The organism is Geodermatophilus tzadiensis (genome assembly GCF_003002915.1).
Classification (GTDB): Bacteria; Actinomycetota; Actinomycetes; order Mycobacteriales; family Geodermatophilaceae; genus Geodermatophilus; species Geodermatophilus tzadiensis.
Map to the genome: position 1 here is coordinate 116,559 of NZ_PVTG01000011.1, position 25,654 is coordinate 142,212.

Genomic DNA, 25,654 nt, shown 5'->3' on the forward strand with positions numbered 1-25,654 from the left:
GGGTGGCGGCGACCGGTGCCCGGCGTCCGTACCATCGCCGCCGTGCCCAGCCTGTCCGACCTCGGACAACTCCCCAAGCGGCTCGTCCTGGGCCGACCGGTCCGCAGCGACCGGGTCGGCGAGTCGCTGCTGCCCAAGCGCCTGGCGCTGCCGATCTTCGCCAGCGACCCGCTCTCCTCGGTGGCCTACGCCACCCAGGAGATCCTCATCGTGCTGACGCTCGCCGGCACGGCGTTCCTGTTCCTGGCGCCCTGGCTGGCGATCGCCGTCGTGCTGCTGCTGGGGACCGTCGTCCTCTCCTACCGCCAGGTGGTGCGGGCCTACCCCTCCGGCGGTGGGGACTACGAGGTGGCGATCAAGAACCACGGGCAGTTCGCCGGGCTGGTCGTGGCCAGCGCGCTGCTGGTCGACTACGTGCTCACCGTGGCCGTGTCGGTGGCGGCCGGCACCGACAACGTCATCTCGGCCTTCCCGGCCCTCAACCAGCACCGCGTGGCCATCGCCGTGGGGCTGGTGGCGCTGCTGGCCGCGGCCAACCTGCGCGGGCTGCGGGAGTCCGGCCGCACGTTCGCCGTGCCGACCTACCTGTTCATCTCCGGGATCCTGGTCATGGTCGTGACCGGGCTGGTGCGGCACTTCTTCGGCACGGACATCACCGCCGAGAGCGCCGGCTACTCGATCAGCCCCGAGCCCGGGTTCGAGCAGCTGACCGGCCTGGCGCTGCTGTTCTTCGTGCTGCGCGCCTTCGCCTCCGGGTGCACCGCGCTCACCGGCGTCGAGGCGATCGCGAACGGCGTCCCGGCCTTCAAGCCGCCGAAGAGCCGCAACGCGGCGACGACGCTGGCGCTCATGGGCGGCATCGCCGCGACGATGTTCTCCGGCGTCACCGCGCTGGCCCTCTTCGCCGACGTCAAGTACGCCGAGCACCCCTGCGACCTCGTCGGCTTCACCGGCTGCGAGACCGAGCCGCAGCGCACGGTCATCGCCCAGGTCGCCGCGGCGACCTTCGGCGGGGACACCTCGGTCGGCTTCTTCTACATCCAGGCGGCCACGGCGCTGGTCCTCGTCCTCGCCGCGAACACCGCGTTCAACGGCTTCCCGCTGCTGGGCAACGTGCTGGCCCAGGACAGCTTCCTGCCCCGCCAGCTGCACACCCGCGGCGACAAGCTGGTCTACAGCAACGGCATCCTGCTGCTCGCCGGGTTCGCCGCGCTGCTGATCACCGCCTTCCAGGCCGACGTCAACCGGCTGATCCAGATGTACATCGTCGGGGTGTTCACCAGCTTCTCGATCGGCCAGTGGGGGATGGTCCGGCACTGGCGGCGCGAGCTGGCCACCGAGACCGACGCGCGGGCCCGCGCGCGGATCCGCCGGTCGCAGCTGATCAACGCCGTCGGCGGCAGCCTGACGACGATCGTGCTGCTGATCATCGTCGTCACGAAGTTCACCCGCGGCGCCTACCTGGTGATCCTCGTGATGCCGGTGCTCTTCCTGCTCATGCAGGCCATCAACCGGCACTACTCGCACGTCGCCGCACAGCTCACCCCCGACAGCAGCGCCCGGCTGCTGCCCAGCAAGGTGCACGCCATCGTGCTGGTGTCCAAGGTGCACAAGCCGACGCTGCGCGCGCTGGCCTTCGCCCGGGCGACCCGGCCGGACGTGCTCACCGCGGTGACGGTCAACGTCGACGACGCCGAGACCCGCGGCCTGCAGGCCGACTGGGAGCGCTACGACATCCCGGTGCCGCTGACGGTGCTCGAGTCGCCCTACCGGGAGATCACCCGGCCGGTGGTCGACTACGTCAAGGGGATCCGCCGGCAGAGCCCGCGGGAGCTGGTCATCGTCTTCGTGCCGCAGTACGTGGTGGGCCACTGGTGGGAGAACGTGCTGCACAACCAGAGCGCGCTGCGGCTGCGCGCCCGGCTGCAGTTCCAGCCCGGCGTCATGATCACCACGGTGCCGTGGCAGCTGGAGAGCTCGATCGGCCGGGGCGACGACGACCGGCGGCCGGGCCCCATGCCCGGCGACCTGCGCCGCGGCCTGACCGACGACCAGGTGGACGCGACCCCCTATGGATGAAGGACCCCCTGCCCCCCACCGCTCGCAGGCTCGCGGCAGGCCCCTGCAGGGGGCCAAGGGCCTGGGGTGGGTGGGCCGGGAGCTGGAGGTGACCGTCGGCCCGGTCGCGCACGGCGGGCACTGCGTCGCCCGCGCCGAGGGCCGGGTGGTGTTCGTCCGGCACGCGCTGCCGGGCGAGCGGGTCGTCGCCCGGGTCACCGAGGACCGCCAGCCCGGTTACTGCCGCGCCGACGCCGTCGAGGTGCTCGAGGCCGCGCCCGACCGCGTCGAGCGGCCCTGCCCGTACAGCGGGCCCGGGCGCTGCGGCGGCTGCGACTGGCAGCACGTCGCGCACGAGGGGCAGCTGCGGCTCAAGGCCGACGTCGTCCGCGAGCAACTGACCCGCCTGGGCGGGCTCGACGCCGCCGACCCGGTGCTGCGCGACCTCGCCGTCGAGGCGCTGCCCGGCGGACCGCTGCGCTGGCGGTCGCGGGCGCGCTTCGCCGTCGGCCGCGACGGCGTGCCGGGGCTGCGGCGGCACCGCTCGCACGACGTCGTCCCGCTCGGGGACTGCCCGATCACCGTCGAGTCCGCCGCGCGCGCGGTGCTCGACCGGCGCTGGCCGGGCGCCGGGGCGGTCGACGTCGCCGTCGACTCGGCCGGGGCGGTGACCACCACGCGCCTGGACCGCCGCGGCGTCCCGACGTCGACCCGCGTGCTGCGGCCGGGGGCGGACGTGCCGGCCGAGCCCGCCGGGCGGGCCGCGCGACGGGCCGGTGGGCGGGACTGGGAGGTCGAGGGCACCGGCTTCTGGCAGGTGCACGGGGCGGCGGCCGACGCGCTGGTGGGCGCCGTCGCCGCGTACGCCGGCGTCCGCGCCGGGGACACCGTGCTCGACCTGTACGCCGGCGCCGGCCTGTTCGGCGGGGCCCTGGCGCCCGCGGCGGGGGACACCGGCCGGGTGGTCTGCGTGGAGTCCGACGCCGAGGCGTGCGCGGCGGCCGAGGCGAACCTGGCCGGCCTGCCACAGGCCGAGGTGTGGCAGGGCGAGGTGGACGCCGAGGGCCTCACCGGGCTGCTCGAGGAGCTCGGCGGCACCCCGGACGTCGTCGTCCTGGACCCGCCGCGGGCCGGCGCCGGGCCGGCGGTGAGCCGCGTGCTGGCCGGCACCGGGGCGCGTGCGGTGGTCTACGTGGCCTGCGACCCGGCCTCGCTCGGCCGCGACACCGCCGTGTTCGCCGCCGCCGGGTACCGCCTCGCGGAGCTGCGCGGGTTCGACGCCTTCCCGATGACCGCCCACGTCGAGTGCGTCGCCCTGTTCACCCCTTCCCGCTGACGTCCTCCCGCGGGCGGCCTCCGGGTCACTGCCGCCCGCGGGGTGCGCGCTGCTCGGGGTGCCGGTCGACCGTCGGCGGGACCAGCCGGGGCAGGGCGGCGTGTCCGCCCACGACCCGGTCCGAGCGGGCGGCGCACCCGCCCCGGCTACGGTGGGTGGCGTGACCACCTGGGAGTACGCCTCGGTCATCACGGCCAACGACGCGGAGTCGCAGCGCGCGGGGGTGAGCGTCAAGCTCCCCAACGGCTCGCTCGAGCGGCAGCAGGGAGACACCAGCTCGGTGCTCAACCGGCTCGGTGGCGAGGGGTGGGAGCTGGTCAGCTACCACTCCAGCGGCGCAGGCACCTGGGGGTTCGAGCAGTTCTGGCTCAAGCGCCCCTCGGCCTAGGTCACGTCCGGTCGAAGGACCACCCCTCCCCCCACACCTCGCAGGCTCGGCGCGGGACCCTGGGGGGCGGCCATCCGGCCCGTCGGGTCGAACGAGCGTTCGACGTGCGGCACACTCCCCGCCGTGGGAGCTCCCGTCCCTCCGGGCTGGCCGGAGCAGGTGCGGCCGCCGGGTGCCCCCGACTGGGAGGCGACGGCGGTGGCGTGGCTGTTCGACCTGGTCCCGCCGGACTACCGCGCCCACGCCGTCCTGCGCCGCTACCCGGTGCTGCTCGCCCGGTTCGCCGCCGACCACGTGTCCGCCGGGCTCGAGGCCGCGCGGGAGGGCTGGCGCACCGTCCGCGTGGAGCTGGCCGACCACCTGCCGCCCGACGCGATTGAGGCCGCCGTCGCCGCCTACGAGCGCGAGGGCGCGCGTCTGGTGGCGGCCCGGCGCGGCGTCGAGGTGGTCGCCGGGGCGCTGCGCGGCGAGGTGTGGGTGCCCCGGCTGTAGGACGTGGGCCTTCGTCACCTGAGCCGGTCGGCCTCCCTGAGCGCGACCGCCAGCGCGCCGAGCACCTCGGCGCGGCCCCCCAGCGAGCCCGGGACCACGGCGAGCCGCTCGGCGGCGGCGGGGATGGCGGACTGCACGAGCGCCCGCCGCAGCGGCTCGATGAGCAGGTCGCCGGCGGCGCCCAGCTCGCCGCCGACGACGACGCGGTCGGGGTTGAGGGTGTTGACCAGGCCGCCGAGGACGAGGCCGACCGAGGTGCCGGCGTCGGCGACCAGCCGCCGGCAGGCCTGGTCCCCGTCGACGGCGCCGGCCACCAGGGCCCGCAGGTCGCCGTACTGCGGGGCGGCGGCGCGGATGGCCTCCAGCAGCGCACTGCCGCCGGCGGTGAGCTCCAGGCAGCCGCGGTTGCCGCAGCGGCACAGTGCCCCCGCGGGGTCCAGGCTGACGTGCCCGACCTCCCCGGCGGTGCCCCCGACGCCGCGCAGCAGGCCGCCGTCGAGGACCAGCGCGCCGCCGACCCCCGTCGCCATCTTCAGGTAGACGGTGAAGCGGGAGCCCCGGCCGGCGCCCCACCGGACCTCGGCCAGCGCGCCCAGGTTGGCGTCGTTGTCGGCGATCACCGGGACGGCCAGCCGCCGCCGCAGCTCCAGCGCCGGGGCGCTGCCCGACCAGGTCGGCAGGATGTTCGACTGCGCCACCGTGGCCTCGGCGGTCGCCGCGCCGCTCACCAGCGGCGTGGGCAGCCCGACCACCATCCCGGCGACGTCGGCCGTGCTCGCGCCCACGCTCTCCAGCTCGGCGCAGACCCGCGCCGCGACGGCGTCGAGGACGGCGTCGGCCGCGAGGTCGGCGACCGCCAGCGACACCACCTGCTCGCCGACCACCTCGTGGGAGAGGTCGGCGACGGCGACGCGGACGTGCGTGCGGCCGATGTCCACCCCGACGACCACGCCGGCCCGGCGGGTGAGCCGCACCAGACCGGCCGGGCGCCCGCCGGTGGGCTGGGCGTCGGCCGCGTCGGCCGGGCTGACCAGGCCGCGGCCCACCAGGTCGCTGACGTACCCCGACACCGTCGCCCGCGACAGGCCGGTCTGCTCCACCAGCTGGGCGCGGGTGGCCGGACCGCCGAGCCGCAGCGCCTCCACCAGGCGGCGCGGCGGCCCGGTGAGGTCGGGCAGCCACGGCCGGGGGTCCATGCCGGGGATGGTCCGGCGGGCCCCTTCTTCTGTCAACGATCGACGGAAGTCCGACGCCGAGGCGTGACCCCGGTGCGGCGCCGTCCGCTCCTCGCTCGCCCGGAGCCACCCGCCCGAGCGCGACTACAGTGGGTCGGCGGCCCTCCCGTGCCGTGCCCCTGCCGCCGACAGAGAGGACACCGCGCCGCCGTGTCGCTCCTGCGCTCCCTGCGAGACCCCGCCGACCTGAGGGCGCTGCCCGCCGACCGGCTGCCCGCGCTGGCCGCCGAGATCCGCGACGCGCTCGTCACCAGCGTCGCGCGCACCGGCGGCCACCTCGGCCCCAACCTGGGCTGCGTCGAGCTGACCATCGCGCTGCACCGGGTGTTCGACTCCCCGCGCGAGCCGATCGTCTTCGACACCGGCCACCAGGCCTATGTGCACAAGATGCTCACCGGCCGGGTGGGGGGCTTCGACCGGCTGCGCCAGCGCGGCGGGCTGTCGGGCTACCCCAGCCGCGCCGAGAGCGAGCACGACTGGGTGGAGAACAGCCACGCGTCGACGGCCCTGTCCTACGCCGACGGGCTGGCCCGGGCCTTCGCCGTCCGCGGCGACCAGCGGCCGGTCGTCGCCGTCGTCGGCGACGGCGCGCTCACCGGCGGCATGGCCTGGGAGGCGCTGAACAACATCGCCGCCGCCCAGGACCGGCCCGTGGTCATCGTCGTCAACGACAACGGCCGCTCCTACTCGCCGACCATCGGCGGTGTCGCCGACGCGCTGGGCACGCTGCGGCTGCGGCCGGGCTACGAGCAGGCGCTGCTGCAGGTGCGCCAGGCGCTGCACCGGGCGCCCGTCGTCGGCTCGGCGCTCTACGACGCGCTGCACGCCATCAAGAAGGGCCTCAAGGACGTCCTGACGCCGCAGGGCATGTTCGAGGACCTCGGCATGAAGTACATCGGCCCGGTCGACGGGCACGACGTCGAGACCATGGAGTCGGCGCTGCGCCGCGCCCGCTCGTTCGGTGGCCCGGTGATCGTGCACGCGGTCACCACCAAGGGCTTCGGCTACCCGCCGGCCGAGACCGACCAGATCGACGCCTGGCACGCCACCGGCGTCTTCGACCCCGACAGCGGGGCCAGCCCCAGCGCGGCCCGCGACTGGACGGCGGCCTTCTCCGACGAGCTGGTGCGCATCGGCGCCGAGCGGGCCGACGTCGTGGCGGTCACCGCGGCGATGCTGCACCCGACCGGCCTGGCCGCCTTCGCCGAGCGCTGGCCCGAGCGCACCTTCGACGTCGGCATCGCCGAGCAGCACGCGCTGACCAGCGCCGCGGGCATGGCGATGGGCGGGCTGCACCCGGTGGTCGCGGTCTACTCGACGTTCCTCAACCGCGCCTTCGACCAGCTGCTCATGGACGTCGCGCTGCACCGCCAGCCGGTCACCGTCGTCCTGGACCGGGCCGGGGTGACCGGCACCGACGGCGCCTCGCACAACGGCATGTGGGACATGTCGATCCTGCCGGTGGTGCCCGGGCTGCGCCTGGCCGCGCCGCGCGACGAGCCGACGCTGCGGGAGGCGCTGCGCGAGGCCGTCGAGGTCGCTGACGGGCCCACCGTCGTGCGCTTCCCCAAGGGGCCGCCGCCGGTCGACATCCCGGCGCTGGAGCGGCGCGGCCCGGTCGACGTGCTGCGCCGCGGGGAGCGCGCCGAGGTGCTGCTGGTCGCCGTCGGCTCGATGGTGCCGCTGTGCCTGGCCGCCGCGGAGCGGGCCGCCGACCACGGCATCGAGGTCACCGTCGTCGACCCGCGCTGGGTGGTGCCGGTCCCCGCGGAGCTCGTCGAGCTCGCCGCGGACCACCGCCTGGTGGTCACCGTCGAGGACGGCGGCCGGGCCGGCGGCCTGGGCACGACGCTGACCCAGGCGCTGCAGGACGCCGGCCGCGACGTCCCGGTGCGCGCGATGGGCCTGCCGCAGGCGTTCCTCGAGCACGGCAGCCGCGGTCAGGTGCTGGCCGACGCCGGGCTGACGGAGCAGGACGTCGCCCGGCGGATCGCGGAGTGGACCGCGGTGCTGACCGAGCGCGAGGAGCAGGCGCTGCCCGTCGACGGCGCCCCGCGGTGACGTCGGCGCCGGCCGGCGACTGGGTGATCGCCGAGATCCAGGTGGCACCCTCGCCGGCCGGGACGCCCGACGACCCGCACGCCCACGTCGAGGCCGCCGTCCGGGTCCTGCGGGACTCGGGTCTGCACGCGGAGGTCGGCGCGCTCGGGACGACGGTCGAGGGCGAGGCCGACGCGGTCTGGGCCGCGCTGCGAGCCGCGCACGAGGCGATGCTGGCCGCCGGCGCGACCAGCGGCATCTCGCACGTCAAGGTGGCCACCGTGTCCCGGACGATGGACAGCCTCACCCGCAAGTTCCGCTGAGTCCCGGGCGATGATCAGGTGACCTGATCGTCGCGTGTCCGACCTGACGGTGGGACGTCAGGTGGGACGCGCTGCGGTGAGGGAGGACGACGGACGGCCCAGGGCCCCCACGCGGTGTGCCCGTGCGGGCGGAACGGCGTCGGCAGCGTGGCCAGGCCCTCGAGGGTGGTGCCCGGCCGCGGCGGCTCGTCGCCCGTCCCCAGTCCCCAGCCGTGCTCCTGCGAGCGGGTGCCACGGTGACCGGCTCCGGGCCGATCTGCCCGTCGGCCACGGCCTCGGCGTACCGCTGCTGGCTGGCCGGCGCGAACGCGTCGGCGCGCTCCCGGGTCAGGTGCGGGAAGCGGTCGTGCAGGTTCTCCGCGGTGGAGCCATGGGTGCCGCTGGCGGTGGTGGTGACGGCGGTCATCGCGCCGGCGCACATGCGGTCGATCGCGTAGCCGGGCACCGACCTCGGCAGCCCGGCCAGCAGCGCGGCGGTGCGCCCGATGGTCAGCTCCTGGTCGCCGACCTGGGTGGTGGCGGCGAGGGCGACCTCGTCGGCACGCGTCCCGGCGTGGACGCCCGGGGGCCGGCCTTGCCGAAGGAGGTGCGCACACCGTCGACGACGACGACCTCACGCAGCGGGCGGGGCCGCCGCTTTCGAGATGGCACAGGACCTCCGCGGGGATCGGTACCGGCCGGTACGGCTCGGCGCGGACGGAGTTCGCCGTCGGTGACAGCGGGGTCGAGCACGCCTCGGCCGGTCCCGGGGGCGGCCTCACCCGCGATGGGGAGCGCCCCGTCCGGTCCGCCCGTCGAGGTCACGGTCCGACAACGCCGTCCGTCCCCCCTTGCACGGACTGTGAGCCAGCGCGCATCCTGACCGCCGCACTTCTGCGCATTCCCGACAGAACGGTGGACCCCTCCATGGCGCGACGGCGCACCCTCATGACGGCCCTCGCGGCCTCCCTCGTCTTCAGCCTGGCCGCGTGTGGCGGCGACAGCGGCGGCGGCGACAGCGGTTCCGGCGGTGGCGGTGGCGGCGGCGGCGAGTCCGCCGGCCGGGTCGGCGTGATCCTCCCCGACACCGAGTCCTCGGTGCGCTGGGAGAACTTCGACCGCCCCTACCTCGAGGCGGCCTTCGAGGACGCCGGTGTCGAGTTCGACATCCAGAACGCCGAGGGCGACGCCCAGCGGCAGGCGACCATCGCCGAGCAGATGATCACCGAGGGCGCCACCGTCCTCGCCATCGTCAACCTCGACTCGGCCTCGGGTGCGCAGATCCAGGAGCAGGCGGCCAACGAGGGCGTCCAGACGATCGACTACGACCGGCTGACGCTGGGCGGCTCCGCGGAGTACTACGTCTCCTTCGACAACACCGAGGTCGGCCGGCTGCAGGGCCAGGGCCTGCAGCAGTGCCTGGAGAGCAAGGGCGTCACCCAGGGCAACATCGCCTTCCTCAACGGCTCGCCGGACGACAACAACGCGACGCTGTTCTCGTCGGGCGCCCACGAGATCCTCGACCCGCTGACCCAGTACACCCAGGTGGCCGAGCAGGCCGTGCCCGAGTGGGACAACCAGCAGGCCGCGACGATCTTCGAGCAGATGTACACCCAGGCGAACGGCAACATCCAGGGTGTGCTCGCGGCCAACGACGGTCTGGCCAACTCGGTGATCCAGATCCTCGGGCGCAACAACGCCGCCGGTCAGGCCAACGTCACCGGTCAGGACGCCACGGTCGAGGGCCTGCAGAACATCCTCAACAACGACCAGTGCATGACGGTCTACAAGTCGGTCCGCGAGGAGGCCAACGCGCTGGCCGAGCTGGCCGTCGCGCTGCTCAACGGCGAGGAGGGTGAGACCACCGGCACCGTCGAGGACACCGAGGCCGGCCGTGACGTCCCGTCGGTCCTGCTGACGCCGCAGGCCATCTTCCGCGACAACGTCAAGGACGTCGTGGACGACGAGTTCGTCTCGGCCGACGAGCTGTGCGCCGGCGAGTTCGCCGCCGCGTGCTCGGAGCTCGGGATCGAGTAGTGGTCAACGGCCGCCGGGGCGTCGATGATGGGCGCCCCGGCGGCTGCGGCCCCGGCCGCACCGCACCACCCCGCCCCACCCAGCTCGACCGAGAGGCCCGGCGTGTCCGCACCCATCGACCGTCCCGAGGACGGCACCCCCACCCTGGAGCTCCGCGGCGTCAACAAGAGCTTCGGCGCCATCCAGGTCCTGCACGACGTGCACATGAAGGTCTACCCCGGCCAGGTCACCGCGCTGGTCGGTGACAACGGGGCGGGCAAGTCCACGCTCATCAAGTCCATCGCCGGCATCCACGCGATCGACTCCGGCGAGTTCCTCTTCGAGGGCAAGCCGGTCACCGTCAGCGGCCCGCGCGAGGCCGCCGCGCTCGGCATCGAGATCGTCTACCAGGACCTCGCCCTGGCCGACAACCTCGACGTCGTCCAGAACATGTTCCTCGGCCGCGAGCGCAAGAACGGCATCCTCCTCGACGAGACCTCGATGGAGGAGGCGGCGCGGGACACGCTGAGCAAGCTCTCCGTCCGGACCCTGAAGTCCGTGCGCCAGCTGGTCTCCAGCCTCTCCGGTGGTCAGCGGCAGACGGTCGCCATCGCCAAGGCCGTGCTCTGGGAGTCCAAGCTGGTCGTCCTCGACGAGCCGACCGCGGCCCTCGGTGTCGCGCAGACCCGGCAGGTCCTCGACCTGGTCCGGCGGCTGGCCGACACCGGCCACGCGGTGGTCTTCATCAGCCACAACATGGTCGACGTCTTCGAGGTCTCCGACCGGATCGCGGCCCTGTACCTGGGGCGGATGGCGGCCGACGTCCCCATCTCCCAGGTCGACCGTCCGCAGGTCATCGAGCTCATCACGGCGGGCCGCTCGGGCGACCTGGGCATCGCGCCCGCCGAAGCCGCAGCGGTGGAGGTCTGAGCATGTCGAGCACCCTGTCCACCCCCACCAGCGCGCAGGAGCCCGGCGGCGCCCCGTCCGGCTTCGAGGCCGACCGCGGCACGGACTCCCTCGGCGGGACCGTCCGGGCCTACCTCGACCGGGTCCGGGGCGGGGACCTCGGCGCGCTGCCGGCCATCCTCGGCATCGTCGTCCTCGGCCTGCTGTTCTTCGTGCTGCGGCCCGAGACGTTCCTGACCCCGCGCAACATGGCCAACCTGGCCGACCAGGCGGCGCCGATCATCATCCTGGCGATGGGGCTGGTCTTCATCCTGCTGCTGGGCGAGATCGACCTCTCCGCCGGCGTGGTCAGCGGCGTCTGCGCCGCCGTCATGGCCAAGCTGCTCGCCGACGCCGGCGCACCCTGGTACGTCTCGGTGCTGGCGGCCATCGTCACCGGCGTGGTGATCGGGCTGTTCACCGGCAGCCTGGTCGGGATGGTCGGCATCCCGTCGTTCGTCGTCACACTCGCGCTGTTCCTGGGCTGGCAGGGCTTCACGCTGCGGCTCATCGGCGAGGGCGGCACCGTGCCGGTGCGCGACCCGGTGATCTCGGCGATCAGCGACAAGAACGTGCCGGTCGCCCTCGGCTGGGTGCTCGCCCTGCTCACCATCGCCGTCTACGCCGCGCTGCAGCTCAACCGGTTCCGCGTGCAGAAGGCGCGGGGTCTCGCCCACGCCCCGCTCGCCGTGGTGCTCGTGCGCATCGGCGTCATCGCGGCCGTCGTCGTCCTGGTGACGGCGGTGCTGAGCGTCGACCGGGCGCCGGCCGTCGGCGTGGTCCTCGCCGGGGTCCCCTACGCGATCCCGCTCGTCGTGCTCCTGCTGCTGCTGCTGACCTTCGTGCTCGGTCGCACGAGCTTCGGGCGGCACGTGTACGCGGTCGGCGGCAACGCCGAGGCGGCCCGGCGCGCCGGCATCAACGTCACCCGGATCCGGGTGGCCGTGTTCGTCATCGGCTCGACCCTGGCGGCGATCAGCGGCATCGTCGCGGCCGCCCGGCTCGGCTCGGTGGCACCGGGGTCCGGCGGCGGCAACACGCTGCTCTACGCCGTGGGCGCCGCGGTCATCGGTGGCACCAGCCTCTTCGGCGGCCGCGGACGGGTGCGCGACGCCGTCCTCGGCGGCCTGGTGGTGGCGATCATCGCCAACGGGCTCGGCCTGCTGGGCACCGAGGCGTACCTGAACTTCATCATCACCGGTGGGGTGCTGCTGCTGGCCGCCAGCGTCGACGCGCTGGCCCGACGGCGGGCCGCTGCCACCGGGCACTGAAGAAGGACCTCCCTGCCCCCCACGCCTCGCTCCGCTCGGCGCGGGCCCCTGCAGGGAGGCCGTTCCAGCACCTCACCAGGGGGGCGGTCCCGGCAGTCGCCGGGGCCGCCCCTCGTGCGTTCAGGCGCGGGTGGCGGCGTCGGTCAGCAGCTCGCCGGTGAGCTCGACCTGCCACTCGCGGGCACCGCCGGCCCGCAGCGCCGCGGCGATCGTCGCCGGGTCCCGCGGCTCCGGCGGGGCCCACATCAGCCGGCGGACCAGGTCGGGCGACAGGACGTTCTCCACCGGCACCGCGTGCTTCTGCGACAGCTCGGCCAGCGCGGCGCGGGCCGCCTGCAGGCGGGTGGCCGCGGCGGGGTCGCGGTCGGCCCAGCGGTTGGCCGGGGGAGGCCCGTCGCCCGGGCGGCTGTGCGGCGGCAGCTCGTCCTCGGGCAGTCCCCGGCCGCGGGTCAGCGCGCCGAACCAGGTGCCGACCAGCTTGCGGTTGGCCCGGCCGCGGAACACCGGCAGCTCCAGCAGCGCGGCCTCGGTCTGCGGGTCGGCCTGGACGGCGGAGACCATCGCGGAGTCGGGCAGCACCCGGCCCGGGGCGACGTCACGCCGGCGGGCCAGGTCGTCGCGCGCCTGCCACAGCGAGCGCAGCATGCCCAGCTGGCGGCGGTTGCGCAGCCCGTGCACCCCGGACGTCCGCCGCCACGGGTCCTGCCGCGGCGGCGGGGGACCGGCGGCCAGGACGGCGGCGAACTCCTGCCGCGCCCACTCGGTCTTGCCCTGCTCCTCGAGGATCGCGGCCAGCGCGTCGCGCAGGTCGACGAGCACCTCCACGTCGAGGGCGGCGTAGACCAGCCACTCCTCGGGCAGCGGCCGGGTGCTCCAGTCGGCGGCCGAGTGGCCCTTCTGCAGCGAGTACCCGAGCAGCGACTCGACGACGGCGCCCAGCCCCACGCGCGGCAGCCCGGCCAGCCGCGCGGCCAGCTCGGTGTCGAAGATGCGGGCGGGCACCATGCCGACCTCGGCCAGGCAGGGCAGGTCCTGGCTGGCGGCGTGCAGCACCCACTCCTCGCCGCCGATCGCGTCCTGCACCGCGGACAGGTCGCCGAGCGGGACGGGGTCGACCAGCCCGGTGCCGGCCCCGGCGCGGCGCAGCTGCACGAGGTAGGCGCGCTGCCCGTAGCGGTAGCCGGAGGCGCGCTCGGCGTCGACCGCGACCGGCCCGCTGCCCGCGCGCAGGGCATCGGCGTACCCGGCCAGCGCCTCGGCGGTGTCGATCACCGGGGGCAGACCGTCGCGCGGGGCGAGCAGGGGGGTCGCTTCGGGGTGCTCGCTGCCGTCGTCGGCAGCGTCGGGCAGGGGCTCGGTGCTCAGTTGCCGTCCACCTTCTCGGCCGTGTCGTCCGTGCGTCCGCGGCCGGTCCTCCGGCCTCCGGGCGGATCGAGCCGGCCGGCGCGGACCCGGGGGCGTGCCCCCACCCCCGCGATGTTAGTTGCCGTCTGCCACCGGGCCGGAGGGGCCCAGCATCGCCACCCCCGGCGGGGGCAGGCCCGCGGCGTTGGCCAGCACCTCCAGCCAGGCGTCGAGGTGCCGGTCGAGCGCGGTGTCCTCCGCCGTCCAGGAGGCCCGGATCTCGACGTCGACCGAGTGCTCGGGGCCCGCGAGGTCGCCGAAGCGGGTGGAGGCGGTGCGGGTGACGGTGCCGCCGAGGGCGTGCGAGGCGGCGCCGCACCCGGCCAGCGCCTCGGTCAGCCAGCTCCAGGCGACCTCGGAGAACATCGCGTCGTCGACCATGTGCTCGTCGGTGGTGGCCGAGACGTAGCCGACGCAGCGGGTGGTGCCGTCCCAGGCCTCGTGGCCGGCGGGGTCGTGCAGCACGATGAACCGGGCGCTGGCGACCTCGACCTCCTCGTCGCCGTCGAGCTCGGTGACCCGGGCGCCGAGGGCGTGCGCGAACGGCGCCAGCCGCTGGGGCGCGGGGATGCGCTCGACCACGATCTCCGGGCGCACCCGCAGCGAGGCCAGCGACTCCAGGGCGGCCACGAAGTCGGCGGGCGGCGGGACGTCCCCGGCGCCCGCGCGTGCGCCGGCGCCGTCCCTCGGACCGGCCAGGCTGCGTGGCTCCACGACCGCAGGGTAGGGCCCCGCGGCGCGTCTGTCTCGGACGCGCCCCAGGTCGGACCCCGCGCGCGGTGGGGGAGCACCCGCCGGTCTGGGAGGATGGACCGTCGTGACCGCCGCTGCCGCCGCCGCCCCGTCCCCCGCCGACTCGGACCTGGTCCGGGCCGCGCGCGGCCTGCCGGTCGACCGCACACCGGTGTGGTTCATGCGCCAGGCCGGCCGCTCGCTGCCGGAGTACCGGGCCCTGCGCGCCGGGACGGCGATGCTGCAGGCCTGCCAGGACCCGGACCTGGTCACCGAGATCACCCTGCAGCCGGTGCGCCGGCACGGCGTCGACGCCGCGATCCTCTTCTCCGACATCGTGCTGCCGCTCGTGGTGGCCGGCGTCGACATCGAGATCAAGCCCGGCGTCGGCCCGGTCGTGGCCAGCCCCGTGCGCACGGTCGCCGACGTCGACGCGCTGCCCGACCTCGAGCCCGACCGGCTGGACTTCCTGGCGACGGCGGTGCGCCGGCTGGTCGGCGAGCTCGGCCCCACCCCGCTCATCGGCTTCGCCGGGGCGCCGTTCACCCTGGCCACCTACCTGATCGAGGGCGGCCCGTCGAAGGAGCACGCCCGCACCAAGGCGTTCATGTACGCCGAGCCGGAGGCGTGGGCCCGGCTGCTCGACCGGCTGGCGGTCTCGGCGGCGACCTTCCTGCGGGTGCAGGTGGACAACGGGGCCTCGGCGGTGCAGCTGTTCGACTCCTGGGCCGGCGTCCTCTCCGCCGCCGACTACGGCACCCGGGTGCAGCCGCACTCCCGCGCGGTGTTCGACGGGCTCGGCGACCGCGACGTGCCGCGCATCCACTTCGGCGTGGGCACCGGCGAGCTGCTCGCGCTGATCGGCGACGCCGGGGCCGACGTCGTCGGCGTCGACTGGCGGGTGCCGCTGGACGAGGCCGCCCGCCGCGTGGGCCCGGGCCGGTCGCTGCAGGGCAACCTCGACCCCGCCGTGCTGCTGGCCGACCGGGCGACGGTCGACCGCGAGGTGCGCCGCGTGGTCGAGGAGGGCCGCGCCGCCCGCGGGCACGTGTTCAACCTCGGCCACGGCGTGCTGCCCGAGACCGACCCGGGCGCGCTCACCCACGTCGTCGACCTGGTGCACGAGCTGTCGCAGCGATGAGCCGGCTCGTCGTCGTCGGCGCGGGCATCGCCGGGCTGACCGCCGCCTTCGAGTGGTCGCGGCGCCGGCCCGGCGACGAGGTGGTCGTGCTGGAGGCCGGCGGCCGCATCGGCGGCAAGATCGACCGGCTCGAGCTGGCCGGCCAGTGGTACGACACCGGGCCCGAGGCGGTCCTCGCGCGGGTGCCCGAGGCCGTCGAGCTGGTCGGGGCGCTCGGGCTGGGCGACCGGCTGGTGGCCCCCGCGACCACGCAGGCCTCGATCGTGCTGCCCGACGGGCGGCACCCGCTGCCGCCGGGCACCGTGCAGGGCGTGCCGACGTCGGCCGACGGGCTGGCCGGGGTGCTGACCACGGACGGCGTCGCGCGGGTGCGTGCCGAGGCCGACCTGCCGCCGCTGCGGCTGGACGGCGACGTGTCGGTCGGGGCGCTGCTGCGCGAGCGGCTGGGCGACGAGGTGGTCGACCGGCTGGTCGAGCCGCTGCTGGGCGGGGTCTACGCCGGCCGGCCCGACGACCTCTCGCTGGCCGCCACCATGCCGGCGCTGGCCGCCCAGCTCGCGCGCGCCGACTCGGTGCTGGCCGCCGCCGTCGCCGCACGCGACGCCGGGGCACGCAGCCGCGGGGACGCCGACGGGCCGGTGTTCGTCACCGTGGCCGACGGGATCGGCTCGCTGCCGCAGGCGCTGGTCGAGGCCTCCGGCGCGCGGGTGCGGCTGCGGACGCCGGCGCACGCCGTCCGCCGGGCCGGCGGGCGGCTCGAGGTGGCCGTCGGCCCGGTGGCCGCCCCGGAGGTGCTCGAGGCCGACGCCGTGGTCGTCGCCGCCCCCGCGGGGAAGGCGGCCCGGCTGCTGTCCCGGGTCGCGCCGGGCGCCGCCGAGCCGCTGCGCGGGATCCCGTACGCGTCGATGGCCGTGGTGGCGATGGCCTTCCCGGCGCAGCCGGTGACCGCGGGATCGGGCCTGCTGGTCCCGCCGGTGACCGGGCGGCTGGTCAAGGGCGTGACCGTCTCCTCGTCGAAGTGGCCCCACCTGTCCGACGGCGGGCTGCTGCGGGTGCGCGCCTCGGTGGGCCGCTACGGCGACGAGGCGCAGCTGCAGCGCGACGACGACGACCTCACCGCCGCGGTGGTGGCCGACGTCGCCGACCTGCTCGCCCTCGAGCGCCCCGAACCGCTGGAGGCCCACCTGGTGCGCTGGGGCGGGGGCCTGCCGCAGTACCTGGTCGGCCATCCCCAGCGGGTGGTGGCGATCCGGGACGCCGTCGCCGCAGTGCCGGGGCTGGCCGTGGCCGGGGCCGCCTACGACGGCGTCGGGGTGCCCGCCTGCATCCGCAGCGCCCGCCGCGCCGTCGACGCGCTGGCCTGACCCCGGCCTCGGGGACCCGGAGGGCTCACGGACCGGTCGGGCACGCCGTCAGCCCTCGCTCACAAGAGCAACAAGGTCGCTCACTCGCGGCAGCTCGAGTGGACCTGTCACTGCCCTTGCCAGCGGCTGGTGTGCTCCTGACGGCCCTTGTCCGGCGTCCGACGACACGAGCAGGTGGCAGGCCGCGCAGCCGCGGGAACCGGAACGCCGCGTCGTCCGGGGAAAGTCACCTCCTCGACTTCACGGACGGTGCCGTCCCGCCGATGACCGGAACAGCAGCGTGCCGCAATCGCCCAGGTCGGCCGCCCGTCGAAGGAGTAGCCGTGATCGTGGTCCGTCGAGTCGGCGCAGCCATCCTGGCTGTCGCAGCCGTCGCGGTGTGGTTCCTCATGGAGCCTGTTGAACCGCAGCGGCCGGTGGCGCAGGTCCAGGAGGAGGTCAGCGACCGGAGCTGGGAGATCCGCAACGCGCTCGCGGACTACGAGGCGAACGAGGCCCGCACCCAGGGGGCGCCGCAGCAGGCCGTGGTCAACGGTTGGGCGGCCAAGGACCTGCTGACGATCATCGCGGAGCAGCAGAACGAGGCGCTCACCCGTCCCGAGGTGCCGGCGCCCGTCGCACCTGTGGTGCCGAACGACGAGAGGGTCCCCGCGCTCGTGGGGCTACTCGTCCTGGGGCTCGCGCTCGCGGTCGCCACCGCCCCTCGCGGTGCCGTGGTGACGGCTGGCGTTCCCGGCTCGACCGGGGACGCGCCGACCCCTCCTGGCTCCGTGCACCCCGCGTCCGACGCAGCACCGCTGGTGCGAACGCTGTGAGGCTGTGGTCCGGGGGACGTGGCGGCGCGGGTGCAGGACGCACGGGTGGGGACATGACAGACGATCGCCCTGGGCACGCCGTGCCTCCTGGTGGACCACACCTGCCCCCGAGGGCCTCGACTGCACGGCCGCCGCTGGCCGCTCCTCCTCACGGATGGCTCCCGTGGGCCGTCGGCGCCGGGGGAGTGGTGCTCGGTCTCCTCGTGGGAGTCGTGGTCGCCGTGGCAGCCCTGGATCCCACCCGCTCGGACGAGTACCGGGCTCTCGAGGGAGAGGTCGCTGCCGAACAGTCGACGGCGGCAGCTGCTCAACAGGAGGCGCGGACCGCGGTCGAGGATGCTGAGGCCTCGGCGTCCAGCGCGGCGGCATCGGCCAGCCAGTACGTGGCAGACGTCGCCGAGCGGGAGGCGGCCGTGGCGGCACGAGAGCAGGCTGTGACGGCTCTCGAACAGCAGATCGTGGCGACATCGATCACCGAGGGCATGTGGACGGTCGGTCGTGACATCGAGCCAGGCACCTACCGGACTGCGGCGGCCGTCAGCGACGACTGCTACTGGGGCATCTACCGGTCCGGTTCGAACGGCGACGACATCATCGAGAACGACATCGTCAGTGGTGGCTTCCCGACGGTCACCCTGCGCGAGGGGCAGGACTTCGAGAACAACGGCTGCGGCACCTTCGTCAAGCAGTGAGGGCGACGGCGCCCCTCGGTGGCCGACTGATCAACGACATCACGGTGTGCGGCGAGCCTCCTGCGGCGACGTCAGGTGCCCGGCTGCATCCGCGGCGCCCGCCGCGCCGTCGACGCGCTGGCCTGACCGCGGCCTGACAGGCTCGCCCCCGTGACCTCCTCCGCCGTCCTGCGCGCCGCCCTGCTGGGGACCGCCGCCGGGGGCCGCAGCACCCTCGGTGTGGCCGGTCCCGTGCTCACCTCGTCCCCGCGGTGGCCGCTGAGGGCGGCCGCGCTCGCCGCCGTCGCCGGTGAGCTGGTCGGCGACAAGCTGCCCGGGACGCCGGATCGCACGATCCCGCCGAGCGCCGCCGTCCGGCTGGCCTCGGGCGCGGTGGGCGGGTGGCTGCTGGCCCGCCGGGCCGGGAGCGGGTGGGTGCTGCCGGCGCTGGCCGGGGCGGCCGGCGCCGCGGCGGGGACGCTGGGCGGGGCGCGCTGGCGGCGGGCGGCGGCACCGAGACTGGGGGCGCTGCCGGCGGCCCTGGCCGAGGACGCGCTGGTGCTGGCCCTGGCCGCCGCTGCGGTCCGCGCCACACCCGGCGCCCCGGCAGGCCGCCCGCCGGTCGCGCGATGATGGGGGCATGACCGAGACGCCCCAGGAGCAGCGCAGCGTCGGCAAGCGGGCCAACGAGCTCAACGCCCTCATCCGCTACACGATGTGGTCGGTGTTCCGGCTGGCCCGGCCGCTGGGCGACGAGCCGCGCACCGCCCTGGCCGACGAGGTGACCGGCCTGGTCGAGGAGCTGGCCGGCAAGGGCGTCGTCGTCCGCGGCACCTACGACGTCTCGGGCCTGCGCGCCGACGCCGACCTCATGGTCTGGTGGCACGCGGAGACGCCGGAGGCGCTGCAGGAGGCCTACACCCGGCTGCGCCGGACGGCGTTCGGCCGGCACCTGGAGCCGGTGTGGTCGCAGATGGCGCTGCACCGGCCGGCGGAGTTCAACCGCAGCCACATCCCGGCGTTCCTGGCCGAGGAGGAGCCGCGCCGCTACGTCTGCGTGTACCCGTTCGTGCGGTCCTACGAGTGGTACCTGCTGCCCGACGAGGAGCGGCGGGACATGCTCAAGGAGCACGGCATGCAGGCCCGGCCCTACCCCGACGTGCGCGCGAACACCGTCGCGTCCTTCGGCCTGGGCGACTACGAGTGGATGCTCGCCTTCGAGGCCGACGAGCTGCACCGCATCGTCGACCTCATGCGCGACCTGCGGGCCAGCCGCGCCCGCCGGCACGTGCGCGAGGAGGTGCCGTTCTACACCGGCACCCGAAAGCCGGTCGCGGAGCTGGTCGCCGACCTGCCGTGACGCCCGGTCGCGCGAGGATCAGGTGACCTGATCGTCGCGCGTCCTCCCCGACCGCCCACGGTTCGGTAGGACGCGCTGCGGTGAGGGAGGACGCGGTACGGCGAGGGCGGCCACCCGGCACCGGGTGACCGCCCTCGGGGCGTTCGGCCCTGTCGGGCCCGCTGCCTCGGGTCCACCGTGCGGCCGTGCTGGGGACTCTCCGCTGCCGCGTGGGCCTGCACGCCTGGCGCGCGCAGCGCAACGACCAGGGACAGGGCCACCTCGAGTGCGCCCGCTGCGGGAAGGAGGACGACCGCGGGGCGCGGATCTCGAGGATCGTCGGCGGCTGACCGGTCGCCGCGGCTACTCCGCGGGCACCAGCCGGATGGAGACGCTGTTGATGCAGTAGCGGTCGCCGGTCGGCGTCTGCGGGGCGTCGTCGAAGACGTGGCCGAGGTGGCTGTGGCAGGTGCCGCAGAGGACCTCGGTGCGGACCATCCCGTGGGTGCGGTCCTCGCGGAGCACCACGTCGTCGGCGGCCGACGGCTCGTAGAAGGACGGCCAGCCGCAGTGCGAGTCGAACTTGGTCTCCGAGCGGAACAGCTCGGCGCCGCAGGCCCGGCAGGTGTAGAGACCGACGGTCTCGGTGTCCACGTACTCGCCGGTCCACGGGCGCTCGGTGCCGGCCTGGCGGAGGACGGCGTACTCCTGCGGCGAGAGCTCCGCCCGCCACTGCTCGTCGGTCTTCGTCACCTTCGGCTGCTGCGCGGACGTCGTCATGCCCGGGAGAACGACCCGGGCCGCGGGCGGATTCCCCGCCTCACCGGCCCAGCCCCGCCTCCCGGGCCCGCACGATCGCCTGGGCGCGGTCGGTGACCTGCAGCTTGGTCAGCACGTTGGACACGACGTTGCGCACCGTCTTCGGCGACAGGAACAGCGCCGCGGCGATCTGCGCGTTGGACCGCCCGGCGGCCACCAGCTCCAGCACCTCCCGCTCCCGGGCGGTGAGCTGCGGGAACGCCGTCTCCGGGCCGGCCGGCCCGGCGCTGAAGAACTCCGCGATCCGCCGGGCCAGCGCCGCGCCGAACACCGCCCCGCCGGACGCGACGGTGGTGATCGCGCGGACCACCTCCTCCTGGTCGGCGCCCTTGAGCAGGTAGCCGCGCGCCCCGGCCCGGACGGCGGCGAACACCGTGCCGTCGTCCTCGCTCATCGTCAGCACCACCACGCCCACCGACGGCGCCTCGGCGGCGATCCGGCGGGTGGCCTCGATCCCGTCGAGCACCGGCATCTGCACGTCCATCACGACGACGTCGGGCAGCTGCTCGCGGACGACCTCGACCGCCGCCGCGCCGTCGGCCGCGGTGCCGACCACCTCCAGGCCCGGCACCGAGCCGAGCAGCAGCGCCAGCCCGTCCCGGTAGACCGGGTGGTCGTCGGCGACGACGACGCGCAGCGGCTCGTCAGGCTCGGTCACCGGTCGCTCCTCCCCGCGCGGGCAGCACCGCCCGCACCTCCGTCCCGCCGTCGGGCGGGCAGCTGACGGTGCAGTGTCCGCCGAGCTCGGCCGCCCGCTCGCGCAGCGACACCAGCCCGACGCCGGCCGCGCGCTCCGGCGGGATGCCGACGCCGTCGTCGGCGACGGTCACCACCAGGTCCCCGCCGGCGCGGGTCAGGCCCACCCGCACCCGGGAGGCGGCGGCGTGGCGGGCGACGTTGGCCAGTGCCTCCGACGCGATCCGGTAGGCCGCCACCTCCACGGCCGCGGGCAGGTCGGCCGCACCCTCGGCCTCGACGGTCACGGTCACCGGCGGGGGCAGCAGCCGCTCGGCCTGCTGGCGCACGGCACCGGCCAGGCCGAGGTCGTCCAGGGCCGGCGGCCGCAGGTCGTGCACCAGCCGGCGGACGTCGGCCAGCGCGGCGGCGACGTCGTCGCGGGCCTGTCGCAGCAGCCGGTCGGCGTCGTCGGGGCGGGTGGCGGCCAGGTTGCGGGCGGTGTCGATGCGCAGCACCACCGCACCCAGCGACGGGCCGAGGCCGTCGTGCAGGTCGCGGCGGAGCCGGCGGCGCTCCTCCTCCCGGGCGGTCACCAGCGACTCGCGGCTGGCCTGCACCTGGGCGGCCAGCGAGCTCGCGCGGGCGGCGGCGGCGGCCTGCCGGACGACGTCGGCCAGCAGCCGCTCGTCGCGGGTGAGCAGGTGCGCGCGGACGCCGTCGCGGGGCAGCAGCAGGCGGCCGACCTGCTCGTCGCGGTAGGCGATGGGCAGCGACTGCACGCCCCCCGGGCGCTCCCCGTGCTCGGCGACCAGCCGGCCGCCGTCGGCGGAGTCGACCTCGACGCCGACGTAGGGGACCCGGAACGCCTCGGCGATGCCGGCCGCGACCGCCGTCAGCTGCTCCTCCGCGCCGTCGGACCGCTCCAGCCGCTCGGCCAGGTCCGAGACGACGCGGTAGGGGTCCTCGCGCTCGCCGAGCACCCAGCGGCGCACCAGCCGCCACAGCGGGTCGCGCAGCGGGACGTAGACGACCGCGACCAGCAGCAGGGTGAGCAGGGTGGCGTCGCGCTCGCCGAACGCGTCGCCGAGCAGCGCGCCGGCCGCGCCCAGGACGGCGAGGTCGAGCAGCACCACCCCGACGGCGAGGCCGCCGTGGACGAGGGTGCCGCCGAGGAGCCGGTCGACGTCGACCGCCCGCGGCCGCAGGATGCCGACGGCCACCGCCGCGCCGGTGAGCGCGACGGCGAGGGAGAGGGCGAACGACGCCCCGTCGCCCGGCGCGAACAGGGTCCCCACCATCACCAGCAGGTCGACCACCGCCGCCCACAGCAGCCAGCGCATCCGCCGCCGGTCCTCGCCACCGGCCCGCCGGTACCGGGCGACGACGGCCGCGACCGGGACCACGACGCCCAGCACCGCCACGGGGAACGCCAGCCGCAGCAGCGGGAGGGCGACGGCCTCGGGCAGTGGCAGGCTCGTCGGGTCGAGGTCGAGCGAGCGGTAGACCTCCGGCACCCGGCTGCCGGTCCGGGCGTCGGCGATCTCCGACGGCACGACCAGGAGCAGCGTCGGCAGCAGCGCCGTCGACGCCAGGCTCACCACCGCCACCGGTCGCCAGCGGCCCGCGGGCAGCCGGCCGTCGGGGTAGAGCAGGAGCAGCAGCGGCAGGCCCAGCAGCAGCCAGGCGCCGAAGCGGTTCACGAACCAGAAGGACGCCGTCGCCCCGGCCAGCGGCGGGGCGTCCTGGACCGCGAACGTCAGCCAGGACTGGGCCAGGCCGTCGAGGGCCCACAGCAGGCCCGTCCCGCCCAGCACCCAGGAGACGGCGTTGCGCGGCGCCCGGCGCAGCAGCAGCGCGGTGGGGACCGCCAGCCCGACGCCGGGGAGCCCCACGGTCCAGCCGGGTGTGGCGCCCGCCGCCTCCCGAGCCGCGGCCGGGGTGAGGACGTCGAGCACCACGGCGCCGGCCGCCGCCGCGACGGTGGCCGCCACGAGCAGCCACCCGGCCGCCCGCGGACCGGATCCGGCGCCCGGGGCGCCGGGTGCGGGGGAGGCTGCCTCGGCCGGCGCCGCGCGTCGGGTCGTCGCGCGCCCGGTCACCGGGGCCTGGGTCTGCACGCGGGCGATCCTGGCCGACGGGCGTCCCGGCCGTCAGGAGGCAGGTGTCCCGTGTCCCCCGGGACGGCGACCGGGACCGGATCGAGGGCGGCGCGCCCTGGCCGCCCGGGACGCCGCCCCGAGACGGTTCTCCCAGGCGGTGCGCAGGGCACCGCGACCACCACCCGGGAGACGAGATGTCCCTCAGCACCACCCCCGCGCCGGCCCGCACCGACACCTCGACCGGGCTCGGCACCGCGCCCGCCCGCCCGGCGGTCCCGCTCCGGTCCGTCCGCCGCGCCGGGATCGCGGTCGCCACCGGCTCGGCGGCCTGGGCCGCCGCCACCCTGGCGTTCGGCATCGACCCCGCGAGCCGCTGGCAGGACCTGACCTACGAGGTGACCGCGCTGCTGTTCCAGCTCGGCCTCGTCGCCCTGGTGTCCGTGCAGCTGCGCACCGGGGCGATCGGCACGGGCCGGCTCGCCCGCTTCTTCCTCCACCTCGAGCACGTGCTGCTCGCCCTGGCGATCACCTCCACGTCCACCTCGGCCTTCCTGCCGCAGTACGCCGAGGAGGGCTGGTACCTGGCCCTGGACGCCTTCTGGCCGCTGTCGATGGTCGGCATGTTCCTCATCGGCATCCGCATCGCGATCGCCGGCCGCTGGACCGGCGCGGCGCGGTGGTGGCCGCTGGGCGCGGAGAGCTGGGCGCCGGTCAACATCCCGGTGGCGCAGCTCGCGCCGGAGTTCGTCGCCTACACCGCCGCCGGTCACCTGCTCGTCGGCTACGTCGCCCTCGGTGTGGTCCTGGCACTGCGTCCCGAGCTGACCGGGGCGCGCGACTAGGGCGGCCCCCTGCCCGGCGCCCCGCCACCCCGTGACCCCGGGTGGCGGGGCACCGTCGCGTGCGGCGGAGACTGCCGGGGTGACCCCGCCCGACCGGCCCCTGCCCGACACCTGGTTCCGCCGCGACCTGCCCGTACTGCGCGCGGTGGCCCGGCTGGTCGACGGGCCCGAGCACGGCGGCAACCCCTACCTGGGCCAGGTGGTGCCGGCCAGCGGTCTGGCTAAGCCCGACGTGCTGGCCGCGGCCCGGGCGCTGGCCGACGCCGGCTACGTCGAGGTGCTCACCACCTACTCCGGCGAGATCGTGCGCTTCACCGGCGTCTCGCCGGAGGCCCGCCGGCTGACCGGGTTGTGGCCGACGCCGCAGGGGGAGTGGGACCGGCTGCTCGAGCAGCTGTCCGCCCGGGCCGAGCACGCCCCGACCGACGTCGAGCGCGCCCGCTGGCGGGCCCTCGCCGACGCCGCGGCCGCCGTCGGCCCGGACGACGGCGCGCTGCTGATGTCCGCGCTCATCGGCGGGTACGTGCCCCGCGCCCGCTGAACCGGGCCCGGACACGGCAGCGCCCCCGTCCGGCGGACCGGACGGGGGCGCTGTCGGTGGCTCAGGCGATCAGAGCGGGGTGACGTTCGCCGCCTGCGGACCCTTCTGACCCTGCTCGACGTCGAACGAGATGCGCTGCCCCTCGTCGAGGCTGCGGTAACCGCTGGTCTGGATGGCCGAGTAGTGGACGAAGACGTCCGGTCCGCCACCGTCAGGGGTGGCGAAGCCGAACCCCTTCTCCGCGTTGAACCACTTGACAGTTCCTTCGGGCATTGCGCTCGCTCCTAGCTGCGATGGTGCATCGGGGTCCTGCCAGTGCGCAGGGCCTTCCCGACGGCACGACCCTAGCCTGCCGGGACGGGTCCGTGGGGGGACGGGGCTGATCGTTCTCGTCGCGACGTCCTCCACCCCTCCGGGTGAGGAGCACCGGCGGAGACCTGTTGTGTGCCACCGGATCGTCCGAGATCGGTGTCAGTCGGTCCACCAGGTGGCCGCTGTCACCAGGAGATGACATGACCCGCACCGTCCGCCTGCCCGGTCGCCGGGCCGCCCTCGTGGGCGCCTTCCTCGCACCGGTCGTCGGCCTGGCCGGAGCCGTCGGCACGGTCTGGACCTCGTCGTACGCCGCCTTCTCGGCCGCGACCGACACCCCGGCCAGCAACTGGGCGGCCGGCACGGTGGCCCTCAGCGACAACGACGCGAACACGGCGCTGTTCACCGCGAGCCGGCTCGCGCCGGGCGCCTCGGGGACGCGCTGCATCGCGGTGACCTCGACCGGCACCGCGCCCTCGAGCGTGAAGCTCTACGGCACCGGGTTGGCGACCACCAACCAGCTGTCGACCCACCTGACCCTCACGGTGACGCAGGGCACCGGCACCGCCGCCGACTGCAGCGACTTCACCGCCCTCGCGTCGGGCTCGGCGGTCTACGGCGGCACCCTCGCCGCCTTCACCGCCACCACCTACGCGGGCGGCTACGGCGCCTGGACGCCGACCGGCTCGGCCGCGGAGACCCGCGCCTTCCGGTTCTCCTACTCCTTCAGCACCTCGGCACCGAACACCACCCAGGGCGGCACGGCCTCGGTCGGCTTCACCTGGGAGACGCAGAGCCTCTGACGTCCTCC

The 25,654-nt window shown here is 75.6% G+C and carries 26 protein-coding genes; 19 read left to right on the forward strand and 7 right to left on the reverse strand.

Annotated features, from left to right (window positions below; translation table 11 throughout):
* Nucleotides 1-42 precede the first annotated feature (42 nt).
* The 4 genes from LY71_RS14985 to LY71_RS15000 all read left to right on the forward strand — a co-directional run bounded on the left by LY71_RS14985 (nucleotide 43) and on the right by LY71_RS15000 (nucleotide 4,274).
* Entirely contained in the window at nucleotides 43-2,079 is a 2,037-nt protein-coding gene (locus tag LY71_RS14985; RefSeq protein ID WP_106279139.1) for an APC family permease, read from the forward strand.
* On the forward strand, nucleotides 2,072-3,394 hold the full coding sequence (locus LY71_RS14990) for a class I SAM-dependent RNA methyltransferase (RefSeq protein WP_106278956.1): 1,323 nt from the start codon (nucleotides 2,072-2,074) through the stop codon (nucleotides 3,392-3,394). Before LY71_RS14985 ends, LY71_RS14990 begins: the two co-directional genes overlap by 8 nt.
* A 160-nt stretch (nucleotides 3,395-3,554) precedes the next feature.
* Nucleotides 3,555-3,782, forward strand: coding sequence for a DUF4177 domain-containing protein (locus LY71_RS14995; protein ID WP_106278958.1), 228 nt, complete (start codon nucleotides 3,555-3,557; stop codon nucleotides 3,780-3,782).
* Between the two features lie 123 nt (nucleotides 3,783-3,905).
* Nucleotides 3,906-4,274 (forward strand): hypothetical protein, encoded by a 369-nt coding sequence (locus LY71_RS15000; RefSeq protein ID WP_106278961.1) that lies wholly within the window; start codon nucleotides 3,906-3,908, stop codon nucleotides 4,272-4,274.
* A gap of 14 nt (nucleotides 4,275-4,288) precedes the next feature.
* Here LY71_RS15000 and LY71_RS15005 read toward each other — a convergent pair whose 3' ends face one another.
* A complete protein-coding gene (locus LY71_RS15005; RefSeq protein ID WP_106278963.1) occupies nucleotides 4,289-5,470 on the reverse strand; it encodes an ROK family transcriptional regulator in 1,182 nt (393 codons plus the stop codon).
* A 189-nt stretch (nucleotides 5,471-5,659) separates the two neighbouring features.
* Between LY71_RS15005 and dxs the strand changes: the two genes are divergently transcribed.
* The 5 genes from dxs to LY71_RS15035 all read left to right on the forward strand — a co-directional run bounded on the left by dxs (nucleotide 5,660) and on the right by LY71_RS15035 (nucleotide 12,086).
* Complete coding sequence (gene dxs, locus LY71_RS15010; protein WP_106278965.1) at nucleotides 5,660-7,570, forward strand: 1-deoxy-D-xylulose-5-phosphate synthase; 1,911 nt, start codon at nucleotides 5,660-5,662, stop codon at nucleotides 7,568-7,570.
* On the forward strand, nucleotides 7,567-7,872 hold the full coding sequence (locus tag LY71_RS15015) for a thiamine-binding protein (protein ID WP_245887921.1): 306 nt from the start codon (nucleotides 7,567-7,569) through the stop codon (nucleotides 7,870-7,872). The genes dxs and LY71_RS15015 overlap by 4 nt, the downstream gene beginning before the upstream one ends.
* Before the next feature lie 906 nt (nucleotides 7,873-8,778).
* Nucleotides 8,779-9,888 carry a sugar ABC transporter substrate-binding protein gene (locus tag LY71_RS15025; protein ID WP_106278967.1) on the forward strand — a complete coding sequence of 370 codons (1,110 nt, stop codon included), beginning with the start codon at nucleotides 8,779-8,781 and terminating at the stop codon, nucleotides 9,886-9,888.
* A 102-nt stretch (nucleotides 9,889-9,990) separates the two neighbouring features.
* Nucleotides 9,991-10,797, forward strand: coding sequence for an ATP-binding cassette domain-containing protein (locus LY71_RS15030; protein ID WP_245887922.1), 807 nt, complete (start codon nucleotides 9,991-9,993; stop codon nucleotides 10,795-10,797).
* Nucleotides 10,798-10,799: 2 nt separating this feature from the next.
* A complete protein-coding gene (locus LY71_RS15035) occupies nucleotides 10,800-12,086 on the forward strand; it encodes a sugar ABC transporter permease (RefSeq protein ID WP_106278969.1) in 1,287 nt (428 codons plus the stop codon).
* A 120-nt stretch (nucleotides 12,087-12,206) separates the two neighbouring features.
* On the opposite strand, the gene LY71_RS15040 is transcribed toward LY71_RS15035, so the two are convergent.
* Entirely contained in the window at nucleotides 12,207-13,358 is a 1,152-nt protein-coding gene (locus LY71_RS15040) for an HRDC domain-containing protein (RefSeq protein WP_245887923.1), read from the reverse strand.
* 207 nt (nucleotides 13,359-13,565) lie between these two features.
* Nucleotides 13,566-14,204, reverse strand: a complete 639-nt coding sequence (locus LY71_RS15045) for a DUF3000 domain-containing protein (RefSeq protein WP_106278973.1) — start codon at nucleotides 14,202-14,204, stop codon at nucleotides 13,566-13,568.
* A 103-nt stretch (nucleotides 14,205-14,307) separates the two neighbouring features.
* Between LY71_RS15045 and hemE the strand changes: the two genes are divergently transcribed.
* From hemE to LY71_RS23510, 7 genes are all read left to right on the forward strand, one after another.
* Nucleotides 14,308-15,363, forward strand: a complete 1,056-nt coding sequence (hemE, locus tag LY71_RS15050; RefSeq protein ID WP_211297360.1) for a uroporphyrinogen decarboxylase — start codon at nucleotides 14,308-14,310, stop codon at nucleotides 15,361-15,363.
* Nucleotides 15,360-16,727, forward strand: coding sequence for a protoporphyrinogen oxidase (gene hemG / locus LY71_RS15055; protein WP_106278977.1), 1,368 nt, complete (start codon nucleotides 15,360-15,362; stop codon nucleotides 16,725-16,727). The genes hemE and hemG overlap by 4 nt, the downstream gene beginning before the upstream one ends.
* A 323-nt stretch (nucleotides 16,728-17,050) precedes the next feature.
* Nucleotides 17,051-17,542 carry a hypothetical protein gene (locus LY71_RS15060; RefSeq protein WP_106278979.1) on the forward strand — a complete coding sequence of 164 codons (492 nt, stop codon included), beginning with the start codon at nucleotides 17,051-17,053 and terminating at the stop codon, nucleotides 17,540-17,542.
* A gap of 212 nt (nucleotides 17,543-17,754) precedes the next feature.
* A complete protein-coding gene (locus tag LY71_RS15065) occupies nucleotides 17,755-18,234 on the forward strand; it encodes an Rv1352/Rv1906c domain-containing protein (protein ID WP_146146154.1) in 480 nt (159 codons plus the stop codon).
* A gap of 150 nt (nucleotides 18,235-18,384) precedes the next feature.
* A complete protein-coding gene (locus LY71_RS15070) occupies nucleotides 18,385-18,846 on the forward strand; it encodes a hypothetical protein (protein WP_106278983.1) in 462 nt (153 codons plus the stop codon).
* 7 nt (nucleotides 18,847-18,853) lie between these two features.
* On the forward strand, nucleotides 18,854-19,573 hold the full coding sequence (gene hemQ, locus LY71_RS15075; protein WP_106278985.1) for a hydrogen peroxide-dependent heme synthase: 720 nt from the start codon (nucleotides 18,854-18,856) through the stop codon (nucleotides 19,571-19,573).
* A 185-nt stretch (nucleotides 19,574-19,758) separates the two neighbouring features.
* Entirely contained in the window at nucleotides 19,759-19,902 is a 144-nt protein-coding gene (locus LY71_RS23510) for a hypothetical protein (protein ID WP_170121373.1), read from the forward strand.
* 13 nt (nucleotides 19,903-19,915) lie between these two features.
* Here LY71_RS23510 and msrB read toward each other — a convergent pair whose 3' ends face one another.
* The 3 genes from msrB to LY71_RS15090 form a co-directional block, all read right to left on the reverse strand.
* Nucleotides 19,916-20,305 (reverse strand): peptide-methionine (R)-S-oxide reductase MsrB, encoded by a 390-nt coding sequence (gene msrB / locus LY71_RS15080; protein ID WP_245887924.1) that lies wholly within the window; start codon nucleotides 20,303-20,305, stop codon nucleotides 19,916-19,918.
* A 67-nt stretch (nucleotides 20,306-20,372) separates the two neighbouring features.
* The gene (locus tag LY71_RS15085; RefSeq protein ID WP_106278989.1) at nucleotides 20,373-21,029 is read right to left on the reverse strand and encodes a response regulator transcription factor; all 657 of its coding nucleotides are present in this window, start codon (nucleotides 21,027-21,029) and stop codon (nucleotides 20,373-20,375) included.
* Nucleotides 21,016-23,166 (reverse strand): sensor histidine kinase, encoded by a 2,151-nt coding sequence (locus LY71_RS15090; protein WP_106278991.1) that lies wholly within the window; start codon nucleotides 23,164-23,166, stop codon nucleotides 21,016-21,018. Before LY71_RS15090 ends, LY71_RS15085 begins: the two co-directional genes overlap by 14 nt.
* Nucleotides 23,167-23,342: 176 nt before the next feature.
* Between LY71_RS15090 and LY71_RS15095 the strand changes: the two genes are divergently transcribed.
* Together LY71_RS15095 and LY71_RS15100 are read left to right on the forward strand one after the other, a co-directional pair.
* Complete coding sequence (locus LY71_RS15095) at nucleotides 23,343-23,990, forward strand: hypothetical protein (RefSeq protein ID WP_106278993.1); 648 nt, start codon at nucleotides 23,343-23,345, stop codon at nucleotides 23,988-23,990.
* A gap of 79 nt (nucleotides 23,991-24,069) precedes the next feature.
* Entirely contained in the window at nucleotides 24,070-24,531 is a 462-nt protein-coding gene (locus tag LY71_RS15100; protein ID WP_106278995.1) for a hypothetical protein, read from the forward strand.
* A 69-nt stretch (nucleotides 24,532-24,600) separates the two neighbouring features.
* Here LY71_RS15100 and LY71_RS15105 read toward each other — a convergent pair whose 3' ends face one another.
* Complete coding sequence (locus LY71_RS15105) at nucleotides 24,601-24,804, reverse strand: cold-shock protein (RefSeq protein WP_073420333.1); 204 nt, start codon at nucleotides 24,802-24,804, stop codon at nucleotides 24,601-24,603.
* 239 nt (nucleotides 24,805-25,043) lie between these two features.
* Between LY71_RS15105 and LY71_RS15110 the strand changes: the two genes are divergently transcribed.
* Nucleotides 25,044-25,646, forward strand: coding sequence for a hypothetical protein (locus LY71_RS15110; RefSeq protein WP_106278997.1), 603 nt, complete (start codon nucleotides 25,044-25,046; stop codon nucleotides 25,644-25,646).
* The last annotated feature ends 8 nt before the right edge of the window (nucleotides 25,647-25,654 follow it).

What these genes read in the sequence shown, in the direction of transcription:
- LY71_RS15105 (WP_073420333.1), bottom strand. Translation starts at nt 24,804, where the DNA reads ATGCCCGAAGGAACTGTCAAGTGGTTCAACGCGGAGAAGGGGTTCGGC.
- LY71_RS15035 (WP_106278969.1), top strand. Translation starts at nt 10,800, where the DNA reads ATGTCGAGCACCCTGTCCACCCCCACCAGCGCGCAGGAGCCCGGCGGC.
- LY71_RS14990 (WP_106278956.1), top strand. Translation starts at nt 2,072, where the DNA reads ATGGATGAAGGACCCCCTGCCCCCCACCGCTCGCAGGCTCGCGGCAGG.
- LY71_RS15005 (WP_106278963.1), bottom strand. Translation starts at nt 5,470, where the DNA reads ATGGACCCCCGGCCGTGGCTGCCCGACCTCACCGGGCCGCCGCGCCGC.
- LY71_RS15025 (WP_106278967.1), top strand. Translation starts at nt 8,779, where the DNA reads ATGGCGCGACGGCGCACCCTCATGACGGCCCTCGCGGCCTCCCTCGTC.
- hemQ (WP_106278985.1), top strand. Translation starts at nt 18,854, where the DNA reads ATGACCGAGACGCCCCAGGAGCAGCGCAGCGTCGGCAAGCGGGCCAAC.
- LY71_RS15095 (WP_106278993.1), top strand. Translation starts at nt 23,343, where the DNA reads ATGTCCCTCAGCACCACCCCCGCGCCGGCCCGCACCGACACCTCGACC.
- hemG (WP_106278977.1), top strand. Translation starts at nt 15,360, where the DNA reads ATGAGCCGGCTCGTCGTCGTCGGCGCGGGCATCGCCGGGCTGACCGCC.
- LY71_RS15110 (WP_106278997.1), top strand. Translation starts at nt 25,044, where the DNA reads ATGACCCGCACCGTCCGCCTGCCCGGTCGCCGGGCCGCCCTCGTGGGC.